This is a genomic window from Streptomyces sp. NPDC031474, from assembly GCF_055581185.1.
This window is the reverse complement of the sequence record NZ_JBVIJX010000024.1, coordinates 115,753-138,245: the sequence shown is the minus strand read 5'-3', so window position 1 is coordinate 138,245 and position 22,493 is coordinate 115,753. Positions and strand designations below refer to the sequence as shown.

15 protein-coding genes and 2 pseudogenes are annotated in these 22,493 nt (G+C 71.0%); 7 read left to right on the top strand and 10 right to left on the bottom strand.

Features of this window, described 5'->3' with window-relative positions; genetic code table 11:
- From nuoL to recQ, 4 genes are all read left to right on the top strand, one after another.
- Positions 1–1,590: NADH-quinone oxidoreductase subunit L (gene nuoL / locus ACZ5SK_RS40335; RefSeq protein ID WP_468418677.1), on the top strand; the 1,590-nt coding region annotated here is incomplete at its 5' end.
- 5 nt (positions 1,591–1,595) lie between these two features.
- Entirely contained in the window at positions 1,596–3,167 is a 1,572-nt protein-coding gene (locus ACZ5SK_RS40330; protein WP_334577888.1) for an NADH-quinone oxidoreductase subunit M, read from the top strand.
- Complete coding sequence (gene nuoN, locus ACZ5SK_RS40325) at positions 3,164–4,822, top strand: NADH-quinone oxidoreductase subunit NuoN (RefSeq protein ID WP_457495263.1); 1,659 nt, start codon at positions 3,164–3,166, stop codon at positions 4,820–4,822. The genes ACZ5SK_RS40330 and nuoN overlap by 4 nt, the downstream gene beginning before the upstream one ends.
- A 224-nt stretch (positions 4,823–5,046) precedes the next feature.
- Entirely contained in the window at positions 5,047–7,080 is a 2,034-nt protein-coding gene (gene recQ, locus ACZ5SK_RS40320; RefSeq protein ID WP_468577399.1) for a DNA helicase RecQ, read from the top strand.
- 126 nt (positions 7,081–7,206) lie between these two features.
- Here recQ and ACZ5SK_RS40315 read toward each other — a convergent pair.
- The 4 genes and pseudogenes from ACZ5SK_RS40315 to fahA form a co-directional block, all read right to left on the bottom strand.
- Positions 7,207–7,457, bottom strand: a pseudogene (locus ACZ5SK_RS40315) (HEAT repeat domain-containing protein); the annotation flags it as partial.
- Positions 7,447–7,604 (bottom strand): annotated as a pseudogene (locus ACZ5SK_RS40310) (GntR family transcriptional regulator); the annotation flags it as partial. The pseudogenes ACZ5SK_RS40315 and ACZ5SK_RS40310, both read right to left, overlap by 11 nt.
- Before the next feature lie 72 nt (positions 7,605–7,676).
- Positions 7,677–8,615: a M56 family metallopeptidase gene (locus ACZ5SK_RS40305; RefSeq protein ID WP_334577884.1), complete on the bottom strand. Its 939-nt coding sequence runs from the start codon at positions 8,613–8,615 to the stop codon at positions 7,677–7,679.
- 331 nt (positions 8,616–8,946) lie between these two features.
- Positions 8,947–10,170 (bottom strand): fumarylacetoacetase, encoded by a 1,224-nt coding sequence (fahA, locus tag ACZ5SK_RS40300; RefSeq protein WP_468577404.1) that lies wholly within the window; start codon positions 10,168–10,170, stop codon positions 8,947–8,949.
- Between the two features lie 301 nt (positions 10,171–10,471).
- Between fahA and ACZ5SK_RS40295 the strand changes: the two genes are divergently transcribed.
- Together ACZ5SK_RS40295 and ACZ5SK_RS40290 are read left to right on the top strand one after the other, a co-directional pair.
- On the top strand, positions 10,472–11,707 hold the full coding sequence (locus ACZ5SK_RS40295; protein WP_334577883.1) for a DegT/DnrJ/EryC1/StrS family aminotransferase: 1,236 nt from the start codon (positions 10,472–10,474) through the stop codon (positions 11,705–11,707).
- Positions 11,700–14,165, top strand: a complete 2,466-nt coding sequence (locus tag ACZ5SK_RS40290; protein WP_468418680.1) for a lipopolysaccharide biosynthesis protein — start codon at positions 11,700–11,702, stop codon at positions 14,163–14,165. The genes ACZ5SK_RS40295 and ACZ5SK_RS40290 overlap by 8 nt, the downstream gene beginning before the upstream one ends.
- Here ACZ5SK_RS40290 and ACZ5SK_RS40285 read toward each other — a convergent pair.
- The 6 genes from ACZ5SK_RS40285 to ACZ5SK_RS40260 all read right to left on the bottom strand — a co-directional run bounded on the left by ACZ5SK_RS40285 (position 14,086) and on the right by ACZ5SK_RS40260 (position 21,344).
- Complete coding sequence (locus ACZ5SK_RS40285; RefSeq protein ID WP_334577882.1) at positions 14,086–15,165, bottom strand: glycoside hydrolase family 26 protein; 1,080 nt, start codon at positions 15,163–15,165, stop codon at positions 14,086–14,088. The genes ACZ5SK_RS40290 and ACZ5SK_RS40285 overlap by 80 nt on opposite strands.
- 140 nt (positions 15,166–15,305) lie before the next feature.
- The gene (locus ACZ5SK_RS40280) at positions 15,306–15,758 is read right to left on the bottom strand and encodes a hypothetical protein (RefSeq protein WP_468577396.1); all 453 of its coding nucleotides are present in this window, start codon (positions 15,756–15,758) and stop codon (positions 15,306–15,308) included.
- A 38-nt stretch (positions 15,759–15,796) separates the two neighbouring features.
- Positions 15,797–17,662, bottom strand: a complete 1,866-nt coding sequence (locus tag ACZ5SK_RS40275; protein ID WP_468158635.1) for a hypothetical protein — start codon at positions 17,660–17,662, stop codon at positions 15,797–15,799.
- A 115-nt stretch (positions 17,663–17,777) separates the two neighbouring features.
- Entirely contained in the window at positions 17,778–18,578 is an 801-nt protein-coding gene (locus tag ACZ5SK_RS40270; protein WP_443041332.1) for a polysaccharide deacetylase family protein, read from the bottom strand.
- A gap of 35 nt (positions 18,579–18,613) precedes the next feature.
- Positions 18,614–20,050, bottom strand: a complete 1,437-nt coding sequence (locus ACZ5SK_RS40265; protein WP_468577394.1) for a glycosyltransferase family 2 protein — start codon at positions 20,048–20,050, stop codon at positions 18,614–18,616.
- Between the two features lie 229 nt (positions 20,051–20,279).
- Positions 20,280–21,344 carry a GNAT family N-acetyltransferase gene (locus tag ACZ5SK_RS40260; RefSeq protein ID WP_468577392.1) on the bottom strand — a complete coding sequence of 355 codons (1,065 nt, stop codon included), beginning with the start codon at positions 21,342–21,344 and terminating at the stop codon, positions 20,280–20,282.
- A 291-nt stretch (positions 21,345–21,635) separates the two neighbouring features.
- Between ACZ5SK_RS40260 and ACZ5SK_RS40255 the strand changes: the two genes are divergently transcribed.
- Positions 21,636–22,469 carry an HAD family hydrolase gene (locus tag ACZ5SK_RS40255; RefSeq protein WP_334577877.1) on the top strand — a complete coding sequence of 278 codons (834 nt, stop codon included), beginning with the start codon at positions 21,636–21,638 and terminating at the stop codon, positions 22,467–22,469.
- Positions 22,470–22,493 lie beyond the last annotated feature (24 nt).

The window sequence follows — 22,493 nt, the reverse complement described above, 5'->3', positions numbered from 1 at the left end:
CTCGCGGCGATGCTGCTGCTCGTCCTCGCCGACAACTACCTGCTGCTGTACGTCGGCTGGGAGGGCGTCGGTCTCGCCTCCTACCTGCTCATCGGTTTCTGGCAGCACAAGCCCAGCGCCGCGACGGCCGCGAAGAAGGCCTTCCTGGTCAACCGTGTCGGCGACATGGGCCTGTCGATCGCCATCATGCTGATGTTCACCACCTTCGGGACCTTCGCCTTCGGCCCGCTGCTGGGGACGGAAGGTGCACCCGGCATCGCCGGGGACGCGAGCGAGGGCAAGCTCACCGCGATCGCCCTGATGCTGCTGCTCGCCGCCTGCGGCAAGTCCGCCCAGGTGCCGCTGCAGTCCTGGCTCGGGGACGCGATGGAGGGCCCGACCCCGGTCTCGGCCCTTATCCACGCGGCCACGATGGTGACGGCGGGCGTGTACCTGATCGTCCGCTCCGGTGCGATCTTCAACGCGGCTCCCGACGCGCAACTCGTCGTCACCGTCGTCGGCGCCGTCACGCTTCTGTTCGGTGCGATCGTCGGTTGCGCGAAGGACGACATCAAGAAGGCGCTGGCCGGCTCGACGATGTCGCAGATCGGCTACATGGTGCTGGCCGCGGGCCTCGGCCCCATCGGCTACGTCTTCGCGATCATGCACCTGGTGACGCACGGCTTCTTCAAGGCCGGGCTGTTCCTCGGTGCGGGCTCGGTCATGCACGGCATGAACGACGAGGTCGACATGCGCAAGTACGGCGGCCTTCGCACGTACATGCCGGTCACCTTCGTCACCTTCGGCCTCGGCTACCTCGCCATCATCGGCTTCCCCGGGCTGTCCGGCTTCTTCTCCAAGGACAAGATCATCGAGGCGGCGTTCGCCAAGGGCGGCACCGAGGGCTGGATCCTCGGCGCCTGCGCCCTGCTCGGCGCGGCCATCACCGCGTACTACATGACGCGCGTGATGCTGATGACGTTCTTCGGCGAGGAGCGTTGGAAGAACCAACCCACTCGTTCGCCCGAGGCGCCCAGTGCGGAACCCGCCGCCGAGCATCACGGCGAGCACGCGGAGCCGCACCCGCACGAGGCGCCCAAGTCCATGACGATCCCGATGATCCTGCTGGCGTTCGGATCGGTCTTCGCGGGCGGGTTCTTCAGCATCGGCGACCGCTTCTTGGACTGGCTCGAGCCGGTCACCGGCTACTCCCACGGCGACTCGCCGGTCAGCGCCCTCACCGTCACCCTCTCCACGATGGTGGTCCTGGTGATCGGCGTCGCCATCGCCTACGCGCAGTACGGCCGCCGCCCGGTACCGCTCCTCGCCCCGCGCGGGTCGCTGCTCACCCGGGCCGCCCGCCGCGACCTCCTCCAGGACGACTTCAACCACGTCGTCCTGGTCCGGGGCGGCGAGCACCTCACGCGCTCCCTGGTGTACGTCGACCACACCCTGGTCGACGGGGTCGTCAACGGCACGGCGGCCTCGATGGGAGGCCTGTCCGGACGCCTCCGCAAGCTGCAGAACGGCTTCGCGCGGTCGTACGCGGTCTCGATGTTCGGCGGTGCGGCGATCCTCGTCGCCGCGACCCTGCTGATGAGGGCGGTCTGATACCGATGTCCTTTCCTCTGCTGACAGCGACGGCGGTACTCCCGGCGATCGGGGCGGTCGCCACGGCCGCCGTACCGGCCGCCCGGCGCAACGCGGCCAAAGCACTGGCGCTGCTGTTCTCCCTCGCGACGCTCGCCCTGGCGATCGTCGTCCTGGTCCGCTTCGACCCCGACGGCGACCGCTACCAGCTCACCGAATCCCACTCCTGGATCAAGGAATTCGGGGTCAGGTACGAACTGGGCGTGGACGGCATCGCGGTGGTTCTCATCGCGCTGACCGCCCTGCTGATCCCGTTCATCATCCTGGCGGGCTGGCACGACGCCGACCCGCTTGAGACGGGCAACAAGCGCTGGCGGCCGACGCAGGGCTTCTTCGCCCTGATCCTGGCCGTCGAGGCGATGGTGATCATCTCCTTCGAGGCCACCGACGTCTTCCTCTTCTACATCTTCTTCGAAGCCATGCTCATCCCGATGTACTTCCTCATCGGCGGCTTCGGGGACCGCGCCCACGAGCACGGCGAGGAGACGGCGTCCACGCAACGGTCGTACGCGGCCGTGAAGTTCCTGCTGTACAACCTGGTCGGCGGTCTGATCATGCTGGCCGCGGTGATCGGCCTCTATGTGGCGGCCGGGAACTTCTCGCTCGCGGAGATCGCCCAGGCGCGCGCCAACGGAACGCTCGACATGGCGACGAACACCGAACGCTGGCTGTTCCTCGGCTTCTTCTTCGCCTTCGCGGTGAAGGCCCCTCTGTGGCCGTTGCACACCTGGCTGCCCAACGCCATGGGTGAGGCCACCGCCCCGGTCGCCGTGCTCATCACGGCGGTCGTCGACAAGGTGGGCACCTTCGCGATGCTGCGGTTCTGCCTCCAGCTGTTCCCCGAGGCAAGCAAGTGGGCGACGCCCGTCATCCTCGTCCTCGCGGTGATCAGCATCATCTACGGAGCGTTGCTCGCCGTGGGACAGCGGGACATCAAGCGGCTGGTGGCTTACGCGTCGATCTCGCACTTCGGGTTCATCATCCTGGGCATTTTCGCGATGACCAGTCAGGGTCAGTCCGGCGCGACGCTGTACATGGTCAACCACGGCATCTCGACGGCCGCCCTGATGCTGGTCGCAGGCTTCCTGATCTCGCGGCGCGGCTCGCGGCTCATCGCCGACTACGGCGGTGTGCAGAAGGTCGCCCCGGTGCTCGCCGGCACCTTCCTGATCGGCGGTCTGGCCACGCTGTCACTGCCGGGGCTCGCGCCGTTCGTGAGCGAGTTCCTCGTCCTGGTCGGCACGTTCGCGCGCTACCCGGCGATCGGCATCATCGCCACCTTCGGCATCGTCCTCGCCGCGCTCTACACCCTCGTCCTCTACCAGCGGACGATGACGGGCCCGGTGAAACCCGAGGTCTCCGCGATGCCGGACCTCCGCGCGCGCGAGCTCGTGGTCGTCGCCCCGCTGATCGTGCTGCTGATCTTCCTCGGGGTCTACCCGAAGCCGGTCACGGACATCGTGAACCCGGCGGTCAAGCAGACCCTGTCCGACGTACACAAGAAGGACCCCAAGCCCGAGGTGGAGGCGGCCAAGTGAGCGCATCAGCCGTCCACAGCCTGTGGACAACGGCGGCAACTGCGGCCGAACCGATCTCGAAGATCGACTCCCCGAAGATCGAGTACGGGCAATTGTCGCCCACCTTGATCGTCATCGGCGCGGCGATCATCGGGGTGCTGGTCGAGGCGTTCGTGCCGCGCAAGCACCGCTACTACGCACAGGTGTTCGTATCCGTCGTGGCGCTGGTCGCCGCCTTCGCCGCCGTGATCGCGCTGGCGGAGGGCGGGTACGGCACCACGAAGGCGCGCATCGCCGCCATGGGAGCGATCGCGGTCGACGGACCGGCCCTCTTCCTTCAGGGCACGATCCTGCTGGCCGCCCTCGTCGGCCTGTTCACCTTCGCCGAACGGCGCCTCGACCCCGAGACGCACGGCAACAGGGTCGACTCGTTCGCCGCCCAGGCGGCCTCCGTGCCGGGCAGCGACAGCGAGAAGGCCGCGGTCAAGGCCGGGTTCACGACCACCGAGGTCTTTCCCCTGCTGCTGTTCGCGGTCGCCGGCATGCTGGTCTTCCCCTCGGCCAGCGACCTGCTGACCCTCTTCATCGCCCTGGAAGTCTTCTCGCTGCCCCTGTACCTCCTGTGCGCACTGGCCCGCCGCAAGCGGCTCATGTCACAGGAGGCCGCGGTCAAGTACTTCCTCCTCGGCGCGTTCGCCTCCGCGTTCACCCTCTTCGGCATCGCACTGCTGTACGGGTACGCGGGCTCGGTGTCGTACGGGACGATCGCGCAGGTCGTCGACGGCACGATCAAGAACGTCGACCCGGCGCTCGCCGACACCATGGGCAATGACGCGCTGCTCCTCGTCGGCGCCGCGATGATCGTCATGGGGCTGCTCTTCAAGGTGGGCGCGGTGCCGTTCCACATGTGGACGCCCGACGTCTACCAGGGTGCGCCGACCCCGGTCACCGGCTTCATGGCCGCGGCGACCAAGGTGGCCGCCTTCGGTGCGCTGCTGCGTCTGCTGTACGTCGTGCTGCCCGGCCTGCGCTGGGACTGGCGGCCGGTCATGTGGGGCGTCGCGATCGTCACCATGCTGGGCGGCGCGATCGTCGCGATCACGCAGACCGACATCAAGCGGTTGCTGGCGTACTCGTCCATCGCGCACGCAGGATTCATCCTTGCGGGTGTCATCGCGACCACTCCGGACGGCGTCTCGTCCGTCCTCTTCTACCTGGCCGCGTACTCATTCGTGACGATCGGCGCGTTCGCGGTGGTCACCCTCGTGCGCGACGCCGGCGGCGAGGCCACGCACCTGTCCAAGTGGGCGGGGCTCGGCCGGCGGTCGCCGCTGGTGGCGGCCGTGTTCGCGGTGTTCCTGCTGGCCTTCGCCGGCATCCCGCTCACCTCCGGCTTCGCCGGGAAGTTCGCCGTGTTCAAGGCGGCTGCGGAGGGCGGCGCGGCTCCGCTGGTCGTGGTCGGTGTGATCTCGTCGGCGATCGCCGCCTTCTTCTACATCCGGGTGATCGTGCTGATGTTCTTCAGTGAGCCGCGGCCCGAGGGCCCGACCGTCGCCGTTCCGTCTCCGCTGACGATGATGGCGATCGGGGTGGGCGTGGCGGTCACGCTGGTGCTCGGTGTGGCGCCGCAGTACTTCCTGGACCTGGCGAACCAGGCAGGAGTGTTCGTGCGCTGAGCCGCTTCGCCGCGGTGCGTTGACCTGTGTACGGCTGTGCGACGGGCCCGGTTCCCCCAGCGGGGGCCGGGCCCGTCGGCGTCGTACAGGTGATCGAGTTCAGGGACTCTCCCGCCACCGTTACGCAGAGTAACCGAAAGTGGCCTGTGGATAACTCGGGCGCTGTCAGTCCGGACCCCTATCGTGGAGGCAGTGGTCGAGGGACGACGTACGGGGGACAGGCGATGGGTGGGACGGGTGGGATCAGCGGGATGACAGGGATCACCGGGACGCCGGGGCGGACCGAGAGCGAGGCGCTGGCCACGCTGCACCGGGTCTTCGGGTACGACGCCTTCCGCGGCGAGCAGGAAGCGGTCATCGAGCACGTGGTGGCCGGAGGGGACGCGGTCGTCCTCATGCCGACCGGCGGCGGCAAGTCGCTGTGCTACCAGATCCCCGCCCTGGTCAGACCCGGTACGGGCATCGTCGTCTCGCCACTGATCGCACTCATGCAGGACCAGGTGGACGCGTTGCGGGCGCTCGGCGTGCGCGCCGGATTCGTCAACTCCACGCAGGACTTCGACGAGCGGCGCGTCGTCGAGGCCGAGTTCCTCGCCGGCGAGCTGGACCTGCTGTACCTGGCACCGGAGCGACTGCGTCTGGACTCCACCCTGGACCTCCTCTCACGAGGCAAGGTCGCGGTCTTCGCGATCGACGAGGCGCACTGCGTGTCCCAGTGGGGCCACGACTTCCGCCCCGACTACCTCTCCCTCTCCCTGCTCGGCGAGCGCTGGCCGGACGTCCCACGGATCGCCCTCACAGCGACGGCCACCCGCGCGACGCACGAGGAGATCACCCAGCGGCTGAACATGCCGACGGCCCGCCACTTCGTGGCGAGCTTCGACCGGCCCAACATCCGGTACCGGATCGTGCCCAAGGCCGACCCCAAGAAGCAGCTGCTGAGCTTCCTGCGCGAGGAGCACGCGGGTGACGCGGGAATCGTGTACTGCCTCTCGCGCAACTCCGTGGAGAAGACCTCCGAGTTCCTCTCCCGCAACGGCGTCGAAGCGGTGCCCTACCACGCGGGTCTGGACGCGGGGACCCGCGCGGCACACCAGTCCCGGTTCCTGCGGGAGGAGGGCCTGGTCGTCTGCGCGACCATCGCCTTCGGCATGGGCATCGACAAGCCGGACGTGCGGTTCGTCGCCCACCTCGACCTGCCCAAGTCGATCGAGGGCTACTACCAGGAGACGGGGCGCGGCGGCCGTGACGGACTGCCCTCCACCGCCTGGATGGCGTACGGCCTCAACGACGTCATACAGCAGCGCAAGCTGATCCAGTCCGGAGAGGGCGACGAAGCCTTCCGGCGGCGGGCCGCCGCCCACCTGGACTCGATGCTGGCTCTGTGCGAGACCGCCCAGTGCCGCCGCGGCCAACTCCTCGCCTACTTCGGCCAGGAACCGGCCCCGGCGGGCTGCGGCAACTGCGACACCTGCCTCGCACCACCGGAGACCTGGGACGGCACGGTCGCGGCCCAGAAGGTGCTGTCGACCGTGGTGCGACTGCAGCGCGAGCGCGGACAGAAGTTCGGCGCGGTGCAGATCGTCGACATCCTGATGGGCAAGCGCACGGCCAAGGTGATCCAGTTCGACCACGACCAGCTGTCGGTGTTCGGCATCGGCGAGGAGCTCACCGAGGGGGAATGGCGGGGCGTCGTACGGCAGCTGCTGGCCCAGGGACTGCTCGCGGTCGAGGGGGAGTACGGCACGCTGGTGCTGACGGAGGCCAGCGGGGCGGTGCTGCGCCGCGAGCAGGACGTGCCGCTGCGCAAGGAACCGAAGAAACCGGCGGCGGCGAAGGCGTCGGGCTCGTCCTCGTCCGGCAGGGGCAAGGCGAAGACGGCTGCGGTCGAGCTGCCCGAGGAACTGCTGCCCGCCTTCGAGGCCCTGCGCGCCTGGCGTGCCGAGCAGGCCCGCGAACAGGGCGTTCCCGCGTATGTCATCTTCCACGACGCCACACTCCGGGAGATCGCCACGGTGTGGCCGACGTCGGTGCGACAACTCGGCGGCATCAGCGGCGTCGGTGAGAAGAAGCTGGCGACGTACGGCGAGGGCGTGGTCGCGGTCCTGGCCTCACTGGGCAGTACGCCGGACACCGCCGCTCCAGCGCCCGCCGGCGGCCCCGCCTCCGGCGCTGCCCCGGCCGCCGACGCGGATCCGGGAGACCCGGACCACTGGCCCGAGATGGACGAGGAGCCGGAGCCCGAGGACTGGATATAGCAACTGGACCTCGGGGACTGGTCGGGGACGGGATACCGGGGACGGGATATCGCGGACTGGCTGGACGCGTGCCTGGCAGGAGAGACCCGGTTCGGCTTCGGTTTCGGTTTCGGCTGGAGAGGCTGTTCAGAGGGCGCGGGTCGCGTACGCCCTGACGTCCGCGTCCGAGTCGGTAGTCGCCGTGGCCAGGGCTGCGCGGCGGCGTCCGACGCACGGTGTCGGGTCAGGGCCAGGACGGCGGCCTTGCGGACGTCGGCGTTCGGATCGGCCAGGGTCTTGGCGAGGACGGGCACGGCCGTGTCCGCGTGGGCCACGGACAGTGCTGTGGCGGCACCCGCGCGGACCTGCCAGGCGGGGTCGGCGAGAGCGGTCCAGGCCGTGCGTGTACTTGTGTGCCACGACGACCGTGCGACGCCGGGCAGGCGTTCCACCAGGCCCTCCGCCCGCAGCAGGTCGAGAGCCTGGCGGACGGTGTTGCGGGAGGCTCGGTAGTCGGTCGCGAGGGTCGACTCGTGAGGGAGCGAAAGGGCAGATCGTGAGCAAGATCTGCCGGGTCGGAAGCTGCGCTGTCGAGTGCCATGTCGTGCTCTGCCAGGTCAGGACAACGCCGTCAGTCCCGGAGCGAACGTGATCAGCAGGGGCAGCAGGGGGACCAGCGAGGCCACCGTCGTCGTCAGCGCCCGGTGTCTGCGGAGCAGGCGCGGGGGCGGCTGGAGCAGCCGGTCGACCCGCTCGCCCAGGAGACGGTGACTGGAGGCGCAGGACAGGACGCCCCGGTGTTGGTTCAGTTCGATCAGAGCCAGCGCGGTGGTCAGGTGGCCGCAGCGGCGCGACGCCGTGTCGTCGGCGGCGAGTTCGACCAGGCGGTGGGTCTGGTCGCAGAAATGGGAGAACAACGGAATGCGGGGGAATCCGGTGGCAAGGGCGGTCGAGAGGTGGAGCAGCCAGTCGTGGTGGGCGCGGGCATGGCCGCGTTCGTGGGTGAGGACGGCGTCCAACTGGTGGGAGGTGAGGCGGTGCAGGGCGCCCGTCGTCACGATCAACTGGGGTGGACTGCCGGGCATCCACCAGGCGTCCGGGTACTCGTCCTCCAGGACGAGCAGCGGGCCGCGGGCGGACGGCAGGCCCGCCGGCAGGTCCGGGGCGCGCTCACGCAGGTGCGCCCTGGCCTGGCCGCGGCGTCGGCGCGCCTCGACGAGCTCGCGGGTCAGCATCGCGGTGGTCCAGGCGGCCCCGCAGGCCAGCAACAAGGTCAGGGCCACGGCCCACAGCGGGGCGGCGGAGAGGTCGTACGCCTCGGTGACCGCAGGCGGTGCCGGGGCGAAGACGCGCGCGCGGACCGTGTGGAACACGGCCGCTGCGCCCAGCACCAGTGCTGTCAGGCAGCACAGCAGGACGGTGGCGACCAGGCACTGCCACACCCACAACCCGACCACGGGCTCCCGCTCGGGCCATGCGGAACGGGTGAGCGCGCGCGGCGCCGGCACGGCGGCCGTCAGCGCGACGACGCTCAGCAGGAGCAGGCAAAGGGTCATGCCATGGGCTCCGGATCCTGGTCGGGGCGGGGGCGTGCGCCACGTGCGCGCGGGGTGCGTACCGCGTACCCGCGTGCGTGCGGCCTCCCACGGGCGGCGGGCTCGGCGCGAGGACCGTGCCCGCCGCCAGTATGACGGCGGTTACTCCGCGAGTCAGCCCACGAAGAAGCCCCGATTCAGCCCGGCCTGCCCGGCCTCGACACGCGCCTCGTTCCTGGCCCTGTCACCTGCCCCGTCACCTGCCCTGTCGCCTGCGCTGCCACCTGCCCTGTCGTCGATCCCGTCCCGCGTCCCATCGCGGGCCCCGGCGTCGGCTGTGTCACGGGTCTCGTCAGCCGTCGCTTCGCCCGGCGACCACCCACCCGCTCACCTCTCCCAGTCCCACCCGCGCCCCACCGGGGCCGGGAGCCCACGCCGACAGCGTCACCACGTCGCCGTCCTCCAGGAACGTCCGCTTGCCGTCGGGGAGTTCGAGCGGGTCACGGCCGTTCCAGGTCAGTTCGAGGAGGGAGCCACGCTCGTTCGCGTTCGGGCCGCTGACCGTGCCGGAGCCGTACAGGTCGCCGGTGCGCAGCGAGGCGCCGTTGACGGTGAGGTGGGCGAGTTGCTGGGCGGCCGTCCAGTACATGGTGGAGAACGGCGGACCGGAGATCACGTGACCGTTGAGCGCGACGGAGATACGCAGGTCGTAGCCGGCGGGTTCGGTGGCCGAGTCGTCCAGGTAGGGCAGCAGGGGGTGGGTCCGCTCCGGGGGCGAGACCCGCGCGTCGTCCAAGGCCTCCAGCGGGGTGATCCAGGCCGACACCGACGTGGCGAACGACTTGGCGAGGAACGGGCCGAGGGGGACGTACTCCCAGGCCTGGAGGTCGCGAGCCGACCAGTCGTTGAGCAGGCACAGGCCGAAGACGTGCTCGCGGAAGTCGGTCAGCGCGACGGGGCTGCCCTGGGGAGAGGGCACGCCCACCACGAATCCGACCTCGGCCTCGATGTCGAGCCGCACGGACGGCCCGAAGACGGGGGCCGGGTCGGTGGGCGCCTTGCGCTGACCCGAGGGGCGGACGACATCGGTGCCGGAGACCACGACCGTCCCGGCGCGGCCGTGGTAGCCGATCGGCAGGTGCTTCCAGTTGGGCAGCAGGACGTCCCCCGCGTCCGGGCGGAAGATCGCTCCCGCGTTCCGGGCGTGGTGCTCGGAGGAGTAGAAGTCGACGTAGTCGGCGACGGCGAAGGGGAGGTGCAGGGTCACCGCGGAGAGGGGGTGGAAGAGCGGTTCGACGGTGGGGCGGTGGGCGGGGTCGGTCACCCACTCCGTCAGCGCGCGACGCACCTGCGACCAGGTCGTACGGCCCGCCGCCAGCAGCGGATCGAGGGTCGGCGCCGCGAGCAGGCCGGCGTACGGCGAGCCGAGCGCGCGGGCCGCCGCGCCCGCGTCGAGGACGTGGTCGCCGAGCCGGACGCCGACGGACCGCTCCGCGGAGCCCGCAAGGGAGAACACACCGTAGGGGAGGTTGTGCGGGCCGAAGGGATCGCCCTCGGGAAGGTCGAAGGGGGGCATCGGGTTCTGCCTCTCTTTCGTGCGCTCATTGGTGCTCGCCATGTCGTGCTCGCCGGACTCCGAGCGGGTGTCGCGCGGTTGCGCCGAGCCGCGCCACACGTTACGGCCGACCTCACGGAAGTGACACGGGGGCAGGACCGGCGAGGCGCTTCGGCCGACAGCGCTGCGCATCCGGTCGCTTACCGAATGTCGCCCATGGGCAGGTCCGCAATCTTGACGGAGCGGTGCGAAAGGGGACACTCTGAGCGGGTGCTGGAAGGCCTCGGGGAGGGGGCCTTCGCCTGGCACACCTGGGGGGCGAATGGCCATAGGGGAGGCCGGCCTCGGGTCGGTGCGGCGTGGCTCACGGCCGAAACGGCTGGAAGCGACCATGCGCGACAGACTCGGCCGGGAATGCGTGTACGTGCCGTCGTGCAGATTCGGGCTGTTCGTGGCCTTGCGCCACTGGTGCCCGCCCGGCGGACGCGTGTTGATGTCACCGGTCAACGACGACGTGATCTTCTTCGTCCTGCTCGCGGCCGGACTCAGGCCGGTGCAGGCGCCGTTGAACCCGCTGGACGCGTCGATCGATGTCGATGGCGTGCCCGACGAGGTGTGGCGCTCGCTGTCCGGCGTGCTCACGACGAATCTGTACGGCAACCCGGAGGACAGCATGCGCCTGCGGGAGAAGTGCGACGCGCTGGGCATCCCGTTGTTCGAGGACGCGGCCCACGCGATCGGCAGCGAAGTGGGCGGGCGACCGGTCGGGGCCTGGGGCGACGCCTCCGTTTTCAGCCTGTCCAAGCATGTCGGCGCCAAGGCCGGCGGTTTCCTGGCCTGTGCCGACCCGGGACTGCGCGAGGCCCTGGAGAAGACCTGCGAGGACCTGCTGCTGCCGGGGCGGCTCACGGCGGAACTCGCCTACACCGTCCGACCGTACGCGGAGGCGACCGTACGCGGGCTGCGGCTGCGGCGGGCCGCCTGGGCCACGGTGCGGCTGCTCGGACTGATGGAACGGGAGGAGATCCGGATGCCGCTGCGCCCGGCCGAGCTGGCCCGCGCCGTCGACACGGCGCCGGACCTCGCCGCGCACGACTCCTGGATCCGCGTCGACATGCACGACTACCGGCTGCGTTCAGGACCGCTGAGGACGGGCCGCATCGGCCGCAGGCTCGACCGCCTGGACGAGGTGCTGGCCGCCTGCCGGGCGGGCACCGAACTGCTGCTGTCCACACCATGGGCGCAGCCCGCGGCACCCCGCGCCGACCGGGTCCAACCCCTTTTCCGGGTCCCCTTGTTCGTCGCCGACCGGGACGCCGCGAGGGCGGCGCTCGCGAGGCGGGGCATCGTTGTGGGGTACCTCTATGACCCGCCCCTGGACGACTACGCGGGTGCCGCCTTCACCGACCCGTCGCCCGATCCCGAGGGGGCCCGCTGGTTCGCCCGGCATGCGCTGCCCGTGGATCCGCTGCGGGCCCGGCAGGTCGTCGAGGTGCTTCAGGACTCCGGCGTACGGCCGGCCGAGGTGCCGGGAGGGCTGGAGCCGACCCGTGGCTGAGACGCAGGCGGAAATCCAGGTACCCGAACCCTCGGCGCCGGCTGCCGGAACGGAGCCGACCGGCCCGACGCCGGTCGACAGCACCCGCGGCTCCGACTCCCTGTTCAGGAACGCCTACTTCCTGATGCTCAGCACGGGCGTATCCGCCGTGCTGGGGCTGGGCTTCTGGCTGGTGGCCGCCCGCTACTACTCGGAGGAGGCCGTCGGGCAGGGCTCGGCCGCGATCGCGGCGATGCGGCTGCTCGCCAGCGTCACGGCGACCACGATGATCGGCGCCGTCGTCCGCTTCGTGCCGCGCGCCGGGCGGGCGACGGGCTCGCTGGTGTGGCGGGCGTACGCGGCCAGTTCGGTGGTCGTCGCCGTCGCCGCGTTCGTGTTCCTGCTCACCCTCGACCTGTGGGGGGCGACGTACGCGCCGCTCGGCACGGCAGCCGCGGGGGCGACGTTCGTCGTCGCCTGCGTGGCCTGGGCCCTGCTCACGCTCCAGGACGGGGTGCTCACCGGGTTGCGCCGGTCGGGGTGGGTGCCCGTCGGCAACGCGGTGTTCTCCGTAGGCAAGCTGATCCTGCTGGTGGTGTTCGCGACCGCGCTGCCGGTGCTCGGCATCTTCGTGTCCTGGGCCGTCGCCATAGCGTTCTCGACCCTGCCGCTGGGCTGGTTGATCTTCCGCCGGCTGATCCCGCGCCAGGCCGCAGCCGACGAGAACCTGGAGCCTCCCGGGCTGCGGGAGATGGGCCGCTTCCTGGCCGGGGACTCGCTGGGCGCCCTGTTCAGCCTGGCGATGATCAACCTGCTGCCGGTCATGGTCGCCGTCCGCTTCAGCGCGGCGGAGAACGGCTACTTCTACGTGGCGTACACCGTCGGCGGCACGATGGAGTTCATGGCCATCAACATGGCTTCCTCCCTCACCGCGCACGCCTCGCACGACCCGCGCCGTCTCGCCGACGGAGTGCGCGGGGCGCTGCGTCGGATGACGTTGCTGCTGGTGCCGGTGGTGCTCGTGCTGGTGCTGTTCGCCCCGCAGATCCTGATGCCGTTCAACGAGGACTACGCCGAACACGGCACCACCGTGCTGCGGCTGCTGGCCGCAGGCGCGCTGCCCAGGGTCGTGGTGGAGCTGTACATCGGCGTGCTGCGGGTGCAGGGCCGTACCGGCGTGCTCGCCGCGCTCCAGGGCGCCATGTGCACGCTCGTGCTGGGCAGCGCGGCCGTGCTGTTCGCCCCGGCCGGGATCGCGGGCGCGGGCTGGGCGGTGCTGCTCAGCATGACCCTGATCGCCGTCGTCTCCGCCGTGGGCCTGCGCTCCGCGCTGCGCCGGCACGACCACCTGCCCACCGGCCGGTCCGCCGCCGCCCCGGCCTACGGCACTCGCTGGGCGCGGCTGAACGCCACCGCCGGGTACGGCACGAACTGGGCGCGCCGGGCGGCGTACGAGCGGGAGGGCATCGACGAGGACACGGTCACCCTGTTCATAGGGCGTCCCGGCTATGAACGCGAGGCGTTGCAGGCGGACACCCTCGCGCTCATCGTGCGGCCGCACGAGTCCGACGGGGACGCGGAGAGCGAGCGGGGCGAAGGGAGAAGGGGGAGCAAGGGGAGCAGTAGCGGGAGTCAGGGGCGTAGGGAGAGCCAGGGAGAGAGTCGGGGGAGTGGGGAGAGTGGCGGGCTGGAGGAGTGGGAGGAGGCCGGCCGGGAGGGTGTGACGGCACGGTCCTCGTCGGCCGGTGCCTGGTCCTCGTCGGCTGGTGCTCGGGAGCGGTGGGGTGGGGGTGTCCTGTGGGGTCTGCTCGGTGTGGCCACCGTGACCTACTGGGCGGCGCTGCGCGACCTGCCGTGGTTCGACGGGCCGTCCTCCGATGTGCTGACCGGGCGTCAGCTGCTGGCGGCACTGCCGCTCACGGCGCTCGTCGCGGGGGGCCTGGTGCTGGTGGTGTTCGTCGGCTCGGTGACGCTGCGCGCCGCGCGAGACACGTGGCTGCCGGGGGCGGCGCTGGCGTCCGCCCTGCTCGCCCTGTACGCCGTACCTGTGGCGTTCGGCTGGGAACCGGCGCCGGTCGGTGGGGCGTTGTACGAGAGCGCGGCCCGTTTCCTCGCCGACAGGGCGGGGCTCGACGGGCCTGAGCCGCTGTTGCGGTGGGTGCCGCCGGTCGGGCAGGTCCTGTGCCTCATACCGCTGTGGCTGCTGCTGGCCCGCGCGGGGCGGCGGCTGACGTGGCCGGGCCGCTGGGGGGTCCTCTATCTCGTGGCGCTGGGCGGCTGGGTGTGGCGGCAGGAGCTCGCGTCCATAGCACTGCCCCTGTTCGTCGTCCTCGCCCTCGCCGCACTCTTCCTGTCGCTCCGCGGGAAAGGGAGAGGCACACGGACCCGATGGACAGGCGTCAGCGCGGCGGCACGGGCTGGTGGAAGTAGCCGTTCTTCCCCGCCTCGCGGTAACCCTGAAGACCCGGGCCCTCGTTGACGGTCAGATCGCATACGGCCTGCTCGGAGGTCGGCCGGTTCCAGTGCACCAGGGCCTTCACCTCGGGGAGCTTCTTCACGGCGGCGGGGATCTGCGTGTACCAGTCGCGCTGGCGCTGCGGGGCACCGGCGTCGGGAGCGGTCGCGAACTCCGCGAGCATCACGGGCTTGTCGTCGCTGATGTTCGCGCGCAGCCACTCGTAGCTGGGCCGTTGGCTGCGCAGGAAGTCCTTCCAGTCGGTGGTGCCATGGCACTGGTAGTAGTTGTACTGGTCCATGGCGATCCAGTCGACGTACGCGTCGCCGGGGTAGAGCGCCTTCATGTCGGCCGCGCTGCCGAGGTAGCCGGAGACGGTCCACACCCACACGACGTTGTCGGCGCCCAGTTGCCGGAACCGTTCGCGCAGGTGGCGGTAGGCCGCGATGAACTCCTTCGGGGTGCCGGCGCCTTCCTTGATGCGGGCGTCGGTCTCCTGGTCGAAGGAGAAAAAGACGCGCTTGCCGTAGGCCTTGATACGCCGGATCTGCGGATCGAGGATCTTCTCGTCGAGCTTTCCGGAGGCGATGTTCTTCCAGCCGAGCTGGGTCTCCGTCCAGTTCTCGTGGTGCGGCTCGGTCCAGACGGTGGACTCCCAGGCCAGCATCAGCAGCCGGTCCTTGCCGAGTTCCTGTTCGTCGGGGGTGAGCAGCTCGCCGTCGAGCTTGGTGCCCGACATGTCGTGGTAGTTGTAGACGAGGTCCAGCTTGCGGCCGATCCTCTTCTCGAAGCCGAGCACGGCGTCCTTGAGCGAGCCGTTCCCGGCGTACGGCACGGCGGCCCCCCACCATGCGCCGCAGGGTGGGATCAGCGCGTCCGTGGGGGCGCAGGGGCCGGTGGGCAGCTCGCCCGAAGCCGCGTTCTCGGGCACGGCGTCATCGGCGGACTCCGAGTTCTCGGAGCGGCCGGCCCAGACGCCGAGCCCGGCGAGCAACGCGGCCACCGCCACCAGCACCACAGCCACGTAGACGCGCCTCGCACCCCCCGTGTCCCCCCTCAAACCCCGCGCATCCTCCGTTTCGTCCCTCATGGTGTTGCTCCCCGTGGTGCTCGCCTCGTTGGGCCTCGGTGGCTTGGGTGGCTTGCGTAGGCGGTGGGGGCCGGTCATGTGTTGCTGCTGCTGGAGGTCCTGCGTTTGGTCTTGGCGCGTTCGAGCGCTCCGCGCCGTGCGGCCGGCAGTGGTAGCCCCGGGAGGGCGGCGACGACTGTCGTGAAGCCGGCGAGCGAGACGAGGAAGACGGTCATCGAGAAGCCCTTCACCAGGAACAGGGAGGTGGCGGTGAGCACGCCGAGCGAGAGGCTGATGGGCGCGGCGAGCGCGACGGCCTCCAGCCTGGCGCCGGAGGCCAGCGCACCCGGCTGTGGATACAGCGCCGCACAGCCCGGGCCGAACAGGACGAAGAGCAGTACCGGGATCCAGCGCAGCGGAGAGTGGCCGGGCACGGCGGTGGCGGCCAGGGCCAGCCAGCCCGAGGCCGCGACGAGGAGTCTGAGGTGGGTCGGGGTGATCCTGGCGGCGTCCGTGGCGTCCGTGGTGTCTTCGGTGTTGTCCGTCAATTCGATCACCTTGTGGTCGGTCGGCGGCCATCGGTCGGTCATCGGGCGGCCGGGCGGTACTCCAGCACGACGCCGTAGGGATGGCTCTCGATGGTCCGGAAGCGGGGCGAGGCGGTCAGTTTCGATCGCAGGGTGTCGAAGCCGCCGGGCGGCAGCAGGCCCTCGCCGGAGGCGTAGATGTCCTGGGTGCGGGTGAGGACTACGTACGCCTTCGCGCCCGGCGGGATGCCGGCGGCGAGGTAGGACGCCGGGTCCTTCAGCATCTTCTCGTTCTCGGGCAGCGCCTGCTCGGCGAAGAACCAGTGTTCGAGGCGGTCGTAGTGGCGGAGCGCCTGCGGGAAGGAACCGCTGGTGGCGAGGATCAGCGAGCCGTCGGGGGCGTCGTCCAGAGCCCTGGTGACGAGCGCGGTCTCCTCGGGCGGCGTGTAGAACATCTTCTCCTTGCCGTAGTACGACGGCAGGAAGCCGGCCAGCAGCATCAGCAGCACGGTCGGCAGGGCGACGGCCGCGGTCCGTCGCCGCAGCGTCTTCGCCCTGCTGCGGTGGGTCCCCGCGACGGCCGGCACGAGCGCGGCGGCGGCGAAGAAGGCAGCGCCGGGCAGGGCGAACAGATAGACGCGGAAGAGCATTTCGCCGCCGTAGTCGTTGACGGCGAACAGTGGCACCGGGGCGACGGACACCAGCAGCAGCGGCAGCGCGCTGCGGGTCAGCCGGCGCCGCAGCACGACGGCGGTTCCGGCGAGGACGGCGATCGCCAGCACCATCACGATGTTGGAGGTGCCCGCGAGTTCGGGGCCGGGGCCGGTGAGCTGTCCCGCATAGCCCGCGCGGGAGTTCTCGGTCAGTTCCCCGATCGACTTCCTGACGGTGGAGAGCGTCTCGACGAACAGCGGCCGCCCCATGGTCAGGTCCCAGGTGAGCATCAGCAGCGCGGCGACGATCAGCAGCCCGTAGTTGCGGTAGCGGCGGGTGAAGCTGAGCGCGAGCAGACAGATGGTGAGCATCACCGGGGTGAGCTGGTGCGTGGCGTTGATGGCGGCGATCAGCGGGGCCAGGATCACCACGCAGACCGCGCGCTGCCTGCTCCCGGTGGGCGGCGGGACGGGTGCGGCGACGGGGTCGAGGTAGGTGCGGTCCCGCAGTCGTCCGGCCGAGCCGGGGCGTACGAAGTGACGCAGCACCACCGCGAGGACCGTCAGATGCAGCAGGTAGGCGAGGGCCTGCGGGGCGAAGTAGTCCTGGCCCACCCAGTTGGCGAGCTGGAAGATCCACACGCCGGTCCAGATCAGCCGCCAGTCCTCGCAGAAGGTGCGGTAGATCAGGACGAGCACCGGCAACATGAGCAGGCCGAAGACGATCGGCGCCCAGTTGGCGTACGCGGCGGCGCTCTCCACGCCGAACGCCCGTACCAGGCCCGCGTTGAGCGTGAAGAAGCCCGGCCACTGGTCGTAGGCGGACATGTTGCCCGACAGCGCGGCGCCCGGCCGCAGCTCACCGTTGGCGAGCAGCGTGTTGACGATGGCGTCGTGCTTGGAGGCCCACGGGTAGCGCACCGCGTCGTACAGCACCGCCGGCGGCGCCTTCAGCGCGAACAGCAGTGCGGCGCAGTGCGCGGCCGGCCACCAGGGTGCGGTGCCCGCGCGCCGCAGACTGAGCACGAAGCCCGCGGTGAGGACCAGCAACGAGGCGTAGTAGGCAACCGGGAGACGGTCCAGGAGGCCGTAGTCGCCCATCTCCCGGAAGCCGATGCGGGGCAGCGCGTACACCCACAGCCCCGCGGCGAGCAGCAGGGTCACCAGCGCGGCGTCCGGCGGGCGGCGCGGGATCCGCCAGGATCTGCGCTCGCCGCCGGCGGCCCGGACAAGGGTGGGTAGCTCGCTGCTCTCGGTGGTCGGTACAGGCACATGTTGCTGCACGCTGAGGCTCCCCTCCCCCAGGTCAACTATAGGAATTTCGGCTGCTTTTCACACCAAAATCGTCGAACCTTCCGGCGGACGGGCCGGTTCCTGTCACCCCGTTTCAGCCCCCGAAAACGGGTCCTCGAACGACGGCCCGGCCCCGGCGGTACCACCGCCAGCCGACGGTCCTCGGTCCGTCCCGATACGGGGCCACTCGGGCGCCGGAACCCGCCAGCCAGCCCTCGACGTCGGCGACGGTGTGGCCGCGACGCACGATGAGCCGGGCGATGCGGTAGAGCTCGTCGCGGTCCGAACTGAGCGCGTGCCGCACGGCGGTGGCCGTCTCGTAGCCCACGGCGGCGGCCGCCCGCCGCACCCGGCCGCTGTTGTAGCCGTGCGGATAGGCGAGGTGGCGGACCTGATGACCGAGGGCGTCCTCCAACGCCGAGCGGGACGCCCGCAGTTCGTGCGCGAGCGCGCTGGGCGCGAGGGTGTCCAGCTGGGCGTGGGTGACCGTGTGGCTGCCGATCTCCATGCCGTACTGCTCCAGCCGGGCTGCCTCCTCCAGCGTCATCATCGGGGCGGGCGGCAGCAGACTGCGCCCGCCCGCCGTGATGGCGCCGGTGGTGAGGTACGCGGTGGCGGACAGCCCGCGCCCGGCCAGCGCCTCGGCGGTCGCACCGGGCAGGTCGGCGAAACCGTCGTCGAAGGTGAGCAGCACCGGCCGGGACGGCAGCGGCGCCCGCCCGGCGAGATGGTCGGCGAGTGCGCTGATCGTGACGGGCGTACGACCGCTGTCGACGACGGCGTCCAAGTGCTCGCCGAACTGTTTCGGGCTCACGGTGAACTCCGCGATCCAGTCGGGCGGATCCTCCATCACGGCGTGGTACAGGAACACGGGGATGCTGCCGCCTGCGGGCATCGGGACGCCGCCGCCTCTGTGCGCGGACGCCGCCGTCATCGCGCGGCCCCCCGCTGCCGCTGCTGCTGCTGCAGCCGCCGGCGCAGCGCTCGTCGGGCCCGCAGATATCCCAGCGGTCCGTAGAGCATCCCGCGCCTCTGGAGCCGGGACAGCCGCCCGGGCCATGCGTGCGTCCGATCGTCATGCCCACCGGGCGCGCCCCCCGCACGCCGGGGCGCGCCCGGTGGGCTCCCGGGCACGTCCGCCCCCGATCGCGCCCCCGATGGACTCCCCGAACGACCCCCCGATTGAGCCCCCGCTTCCGACCCCGCTTCCGACCCGGACGCCGCCTCGCGACTCGCCGTCAGCGAGCGTGCGTATGCCAGTCCCCGGGGAAGCCGGGCCAGGAACGCCGGGAGCAGACCGGGCCGATTGACGAGGATCGCCGTGAGGTAGGCGGTGAGGCCGGCGCCGTAGCCGTAGGCCTGGGTCTCCAGGTCCTGCCAGGTCTCCCGGTGGCGGTGCCAGACCAGGGCCTGCGGGTTGTAGTGCAGCCGGTGGCCCTCGGCGAGGACACGGACGAACCCGTAGAGGTCGTCGCCGCCCCGCGCGAGCGTGCCCGCACCCGTCGCCGGGTCGAAGCCGCCGACCGCCCGCAGCACCTCCGTACGGAAGGCCATGCCGGCGCCGGAGCCGAAGCGGCCCGCGGTGAAGGGGAACAGCGGCTCGTCGGCGGGCGGGTCGTACGGGTCGTACGTGCGGGCCGTGAAGCCCTTGGCGAAGCCGCCGTGGCTCTCCAGGAGGACCTGGGCGGGCGTGCGCAGCCGGGCCGGGAGAATCAGGCCGGTGACGCAGCCGAGGCGGGGGTCGGCGGTGAACGGCGCGGTGAGTTCCGTGAGCCAGCGCGGGTCCGCCACGACGTCGTCGTCCGTGAAGGCGATCACCTCGCCGTGCGCGGCCTCGACGCCCTTGTTGTGCGCGACGGCGAGACCGGGCGCCGGCTCGGTCACGTACCGCACGCGCTCGGCGTACTTGTGGGTCACCAGGTCCCGGGTCGCGTCCGTCACGGGCGCGTTGTCGACGACGATGATCTCGAAGTCCGGGTGATCCTGGGCGAGGAGCGAGTCGAGGGCGTGGGCGAGCAGTCCGGCGCGTTCGCGGGTGGCGATGACGACGCTGGTGAACGGGACGGACCTCGGGCCGGGCAGTCGGGCGGGACCCGGCGCGATGTGCTCACGGGCGGCCAGGTCCACGATGACCGCCTTCGGATCGGCGCCCTCCGGTACCTGCCCGAGGAGCGTCCCGACCGGCCGCCCACCCTGCCTGACCAGCACGAACACCGGACCGTGGGTGACAGGCGGGCTGCCTGGACCGGGGCTGAGCGTGCCTCCTTCGTCCAGTTCGAGCTCGGCGATCTGCACCGGCCGGATGCCGAGGAACCTCTCGATCTCCAGCCGCACGATCTCCTGCTGCGCACCTCTTGCGCGGGACATGAACCCCCCCTTGTCTCATGACCGCCCCTACCGCTCTCCGACCGCCCCTGGCACTCTCCGACCCCGCCTGGCAATCCCTGACCACGCCTGGCAATCCCTGATCGTCCCCGCCAATCTCCGACTGACCCCGGCCGGTCCCCGACTGTCTCTGACCGTCACTCGTGTGCCCGTGAACCGTGTGCCCGCCAGCCGTGTGCTCGTGAGCCGTGTGACAGTCCCCGTGTGATCGTCACGCGCCGCGCAGGCGGCCCGCGCTCTTCAAGGTCCGGGCCGCCGCCGCGGCGAGCCTCGGCCGGTTGCGTACGAAGTGGTGTGCGCGGCGCGACGGTTCACGGCTGAGCCAGTGGAGCGCGGCGCCCACCCCCGGACGCGTCCACGCGCCCTCGAACACGGGCATCTCCCCGGTCTTCAACGAGTCCTTGTACTCCGCCGCGCCCCGCCCGAGATCGAGCAGGCCGATGCCCTCGGCGGCAGCCGACTCCGCCATCCGCAGATGCAGCACCAGGCCCGGCGAGAACTTCGCGAACTCCAGGTCGTACGACGGGAACCAGCAGGCCAGGACCGTCGACGAACGCAGTCCGAAGTGCGCGGCGAGCGGCCGCTCACCGGCGTAGAGGACGGACAGCGTGCCGGAGCACTCCGGCGCGCGCGTCGCGGCGAGCGCGCCCACCAGCCGGGTGATCCACTCCTGCGCGAACCGGTCCCGGCGGCCGGTCCTGCGGTACTGCGCCGACTTCCACGCCATGAGCGTGCGCAGCGCGGCCGGGTCGCGTTCGTCGAACACGAACCGCAGTTCCCCGACCTGACGGCCGAGCCTGCGCTCCTTGGCGAGCGTCGTCTTCAGGAACTTAGGCGACTGGGACCGCAGTACGGACTCGTAGGTCTCGTAACCCTTTTCGACGTCGATGACATAGGCGGCGTACTCCTCGGCCGCGTGCGGGACGAACAGCCCCTGTGCCGCCTCCAGGTTGTCGAAGGCGAAGCTCGACAGGGAGCACGCCCGCATCAGTTCGGCGGCGTTCAGCCCGAGACCCGGGGCCAGCACCGCGCCCTGCGCGTCCGAGACGCCGTACGCGAGGGCCTGACCCTGGCCGAGCCGGCCCCGCTCATGGGGGAGGAAGCCGACCGGCTCACGCCCCTCGTACACCACCGCCACGCGCGCGCGTGGCCGCACGAGGCCCACGGCGTCGGTGAACTCCGGTTCCATGAAGGGGTTTCGCGAAAGCGTCGACGCGGCACGCAGCGCGCGCCACCGCTCCCTGTCCCCCTCGCCGAGGCCTTCCGGCCTCAGCACACGAATGCGCCCACTGCTCAACCTGACCCCCCGATCAAGTCCCCCCTGGACACCTGGACGGTACCGCTCCACCCGGGCGTCGCGGTAGGTAGCGTCCCATCTTGTTGCCAACCGGTACAGAGGCCTTTAACCGTCCGCTACCCGGCGATGCGCCAGAAAGCCGTTTCTTTGTGCCCGTCCTCAGCCAGTTCCGCATCAGTAGGCAAAGGGGAGTTGGCAGAACCGGACAGGACCTGGTCGTCGTCCGGCTCGCGTCGAACCAGGGGGGTGCGGCATCCGTATTCTCTGATCATGGCCGCACCCACCGCATATGCCGAGCGCACCCCGGACTCCGCGTACTCCCTCATCGCCACCGACCTGGACGGAACGCTGCTGCGCGGCGACGACACGTTCTCCGACCGGTCCCTCGACGCGCTCGCGCGGGTGGCCGCCGCCGGCGCACGCCACCTGGTGGTCACAGGACGCCCCGCGCCCCGCGTACGCCCCCTGCTCGACCGGCTGCACAGCAGGGGGCTCGCGGTGTGCGGACAGGGCGCGCAGGTGTACGACGCCGGCGCGGACCGTCTGCTGTGGTCGGTCACCCTGGACCGGGAGCTGGCCGAGACCGCGCTCGGCAAGATCGAGGCGGAGGTGGGGCAGCTGTACGCGGCCGTCGACCAGGACGGCGTGGACGGGCTGACGCTCATCGAGCCGGGCTACCGGATGCCGCACCCGACGCTGCCCGCCCTGCGTGTCGACCGGCGCGACGATCTGTGGTGCGAGCCGATCAGCAAGGTACTGCTGCGCCATCCCACCCTGTCCGACGACGAGTTGGCGGCGACGGCCCGCGCGGCGGTCGGCTCGCTCGCCACGGTCACCATGTCGGGGCCCGGCACGGTCGAGCTCCAGCCCTGCGGGATCACCAAGGCGACGGGCCTGGCCCTGGCCGCCGAACACCTGGGTCTGCGGCCCGAGGACACCGTCGCCTTCGGGGACATGCCCAACGACATCCCGATGTTCGACTGGGCCGCGCGCGGGGTCGCGATGGCCAACGCCCACCCCGAACTCAAGGCGGTGGCCGACGAGGTGACGACGTCGAACGAGGACGACGGCGTGGCCGTCGTCCTCGAAAGACTGTTCCCGTAAGGTCCGCGGACCCATGGACCCGGG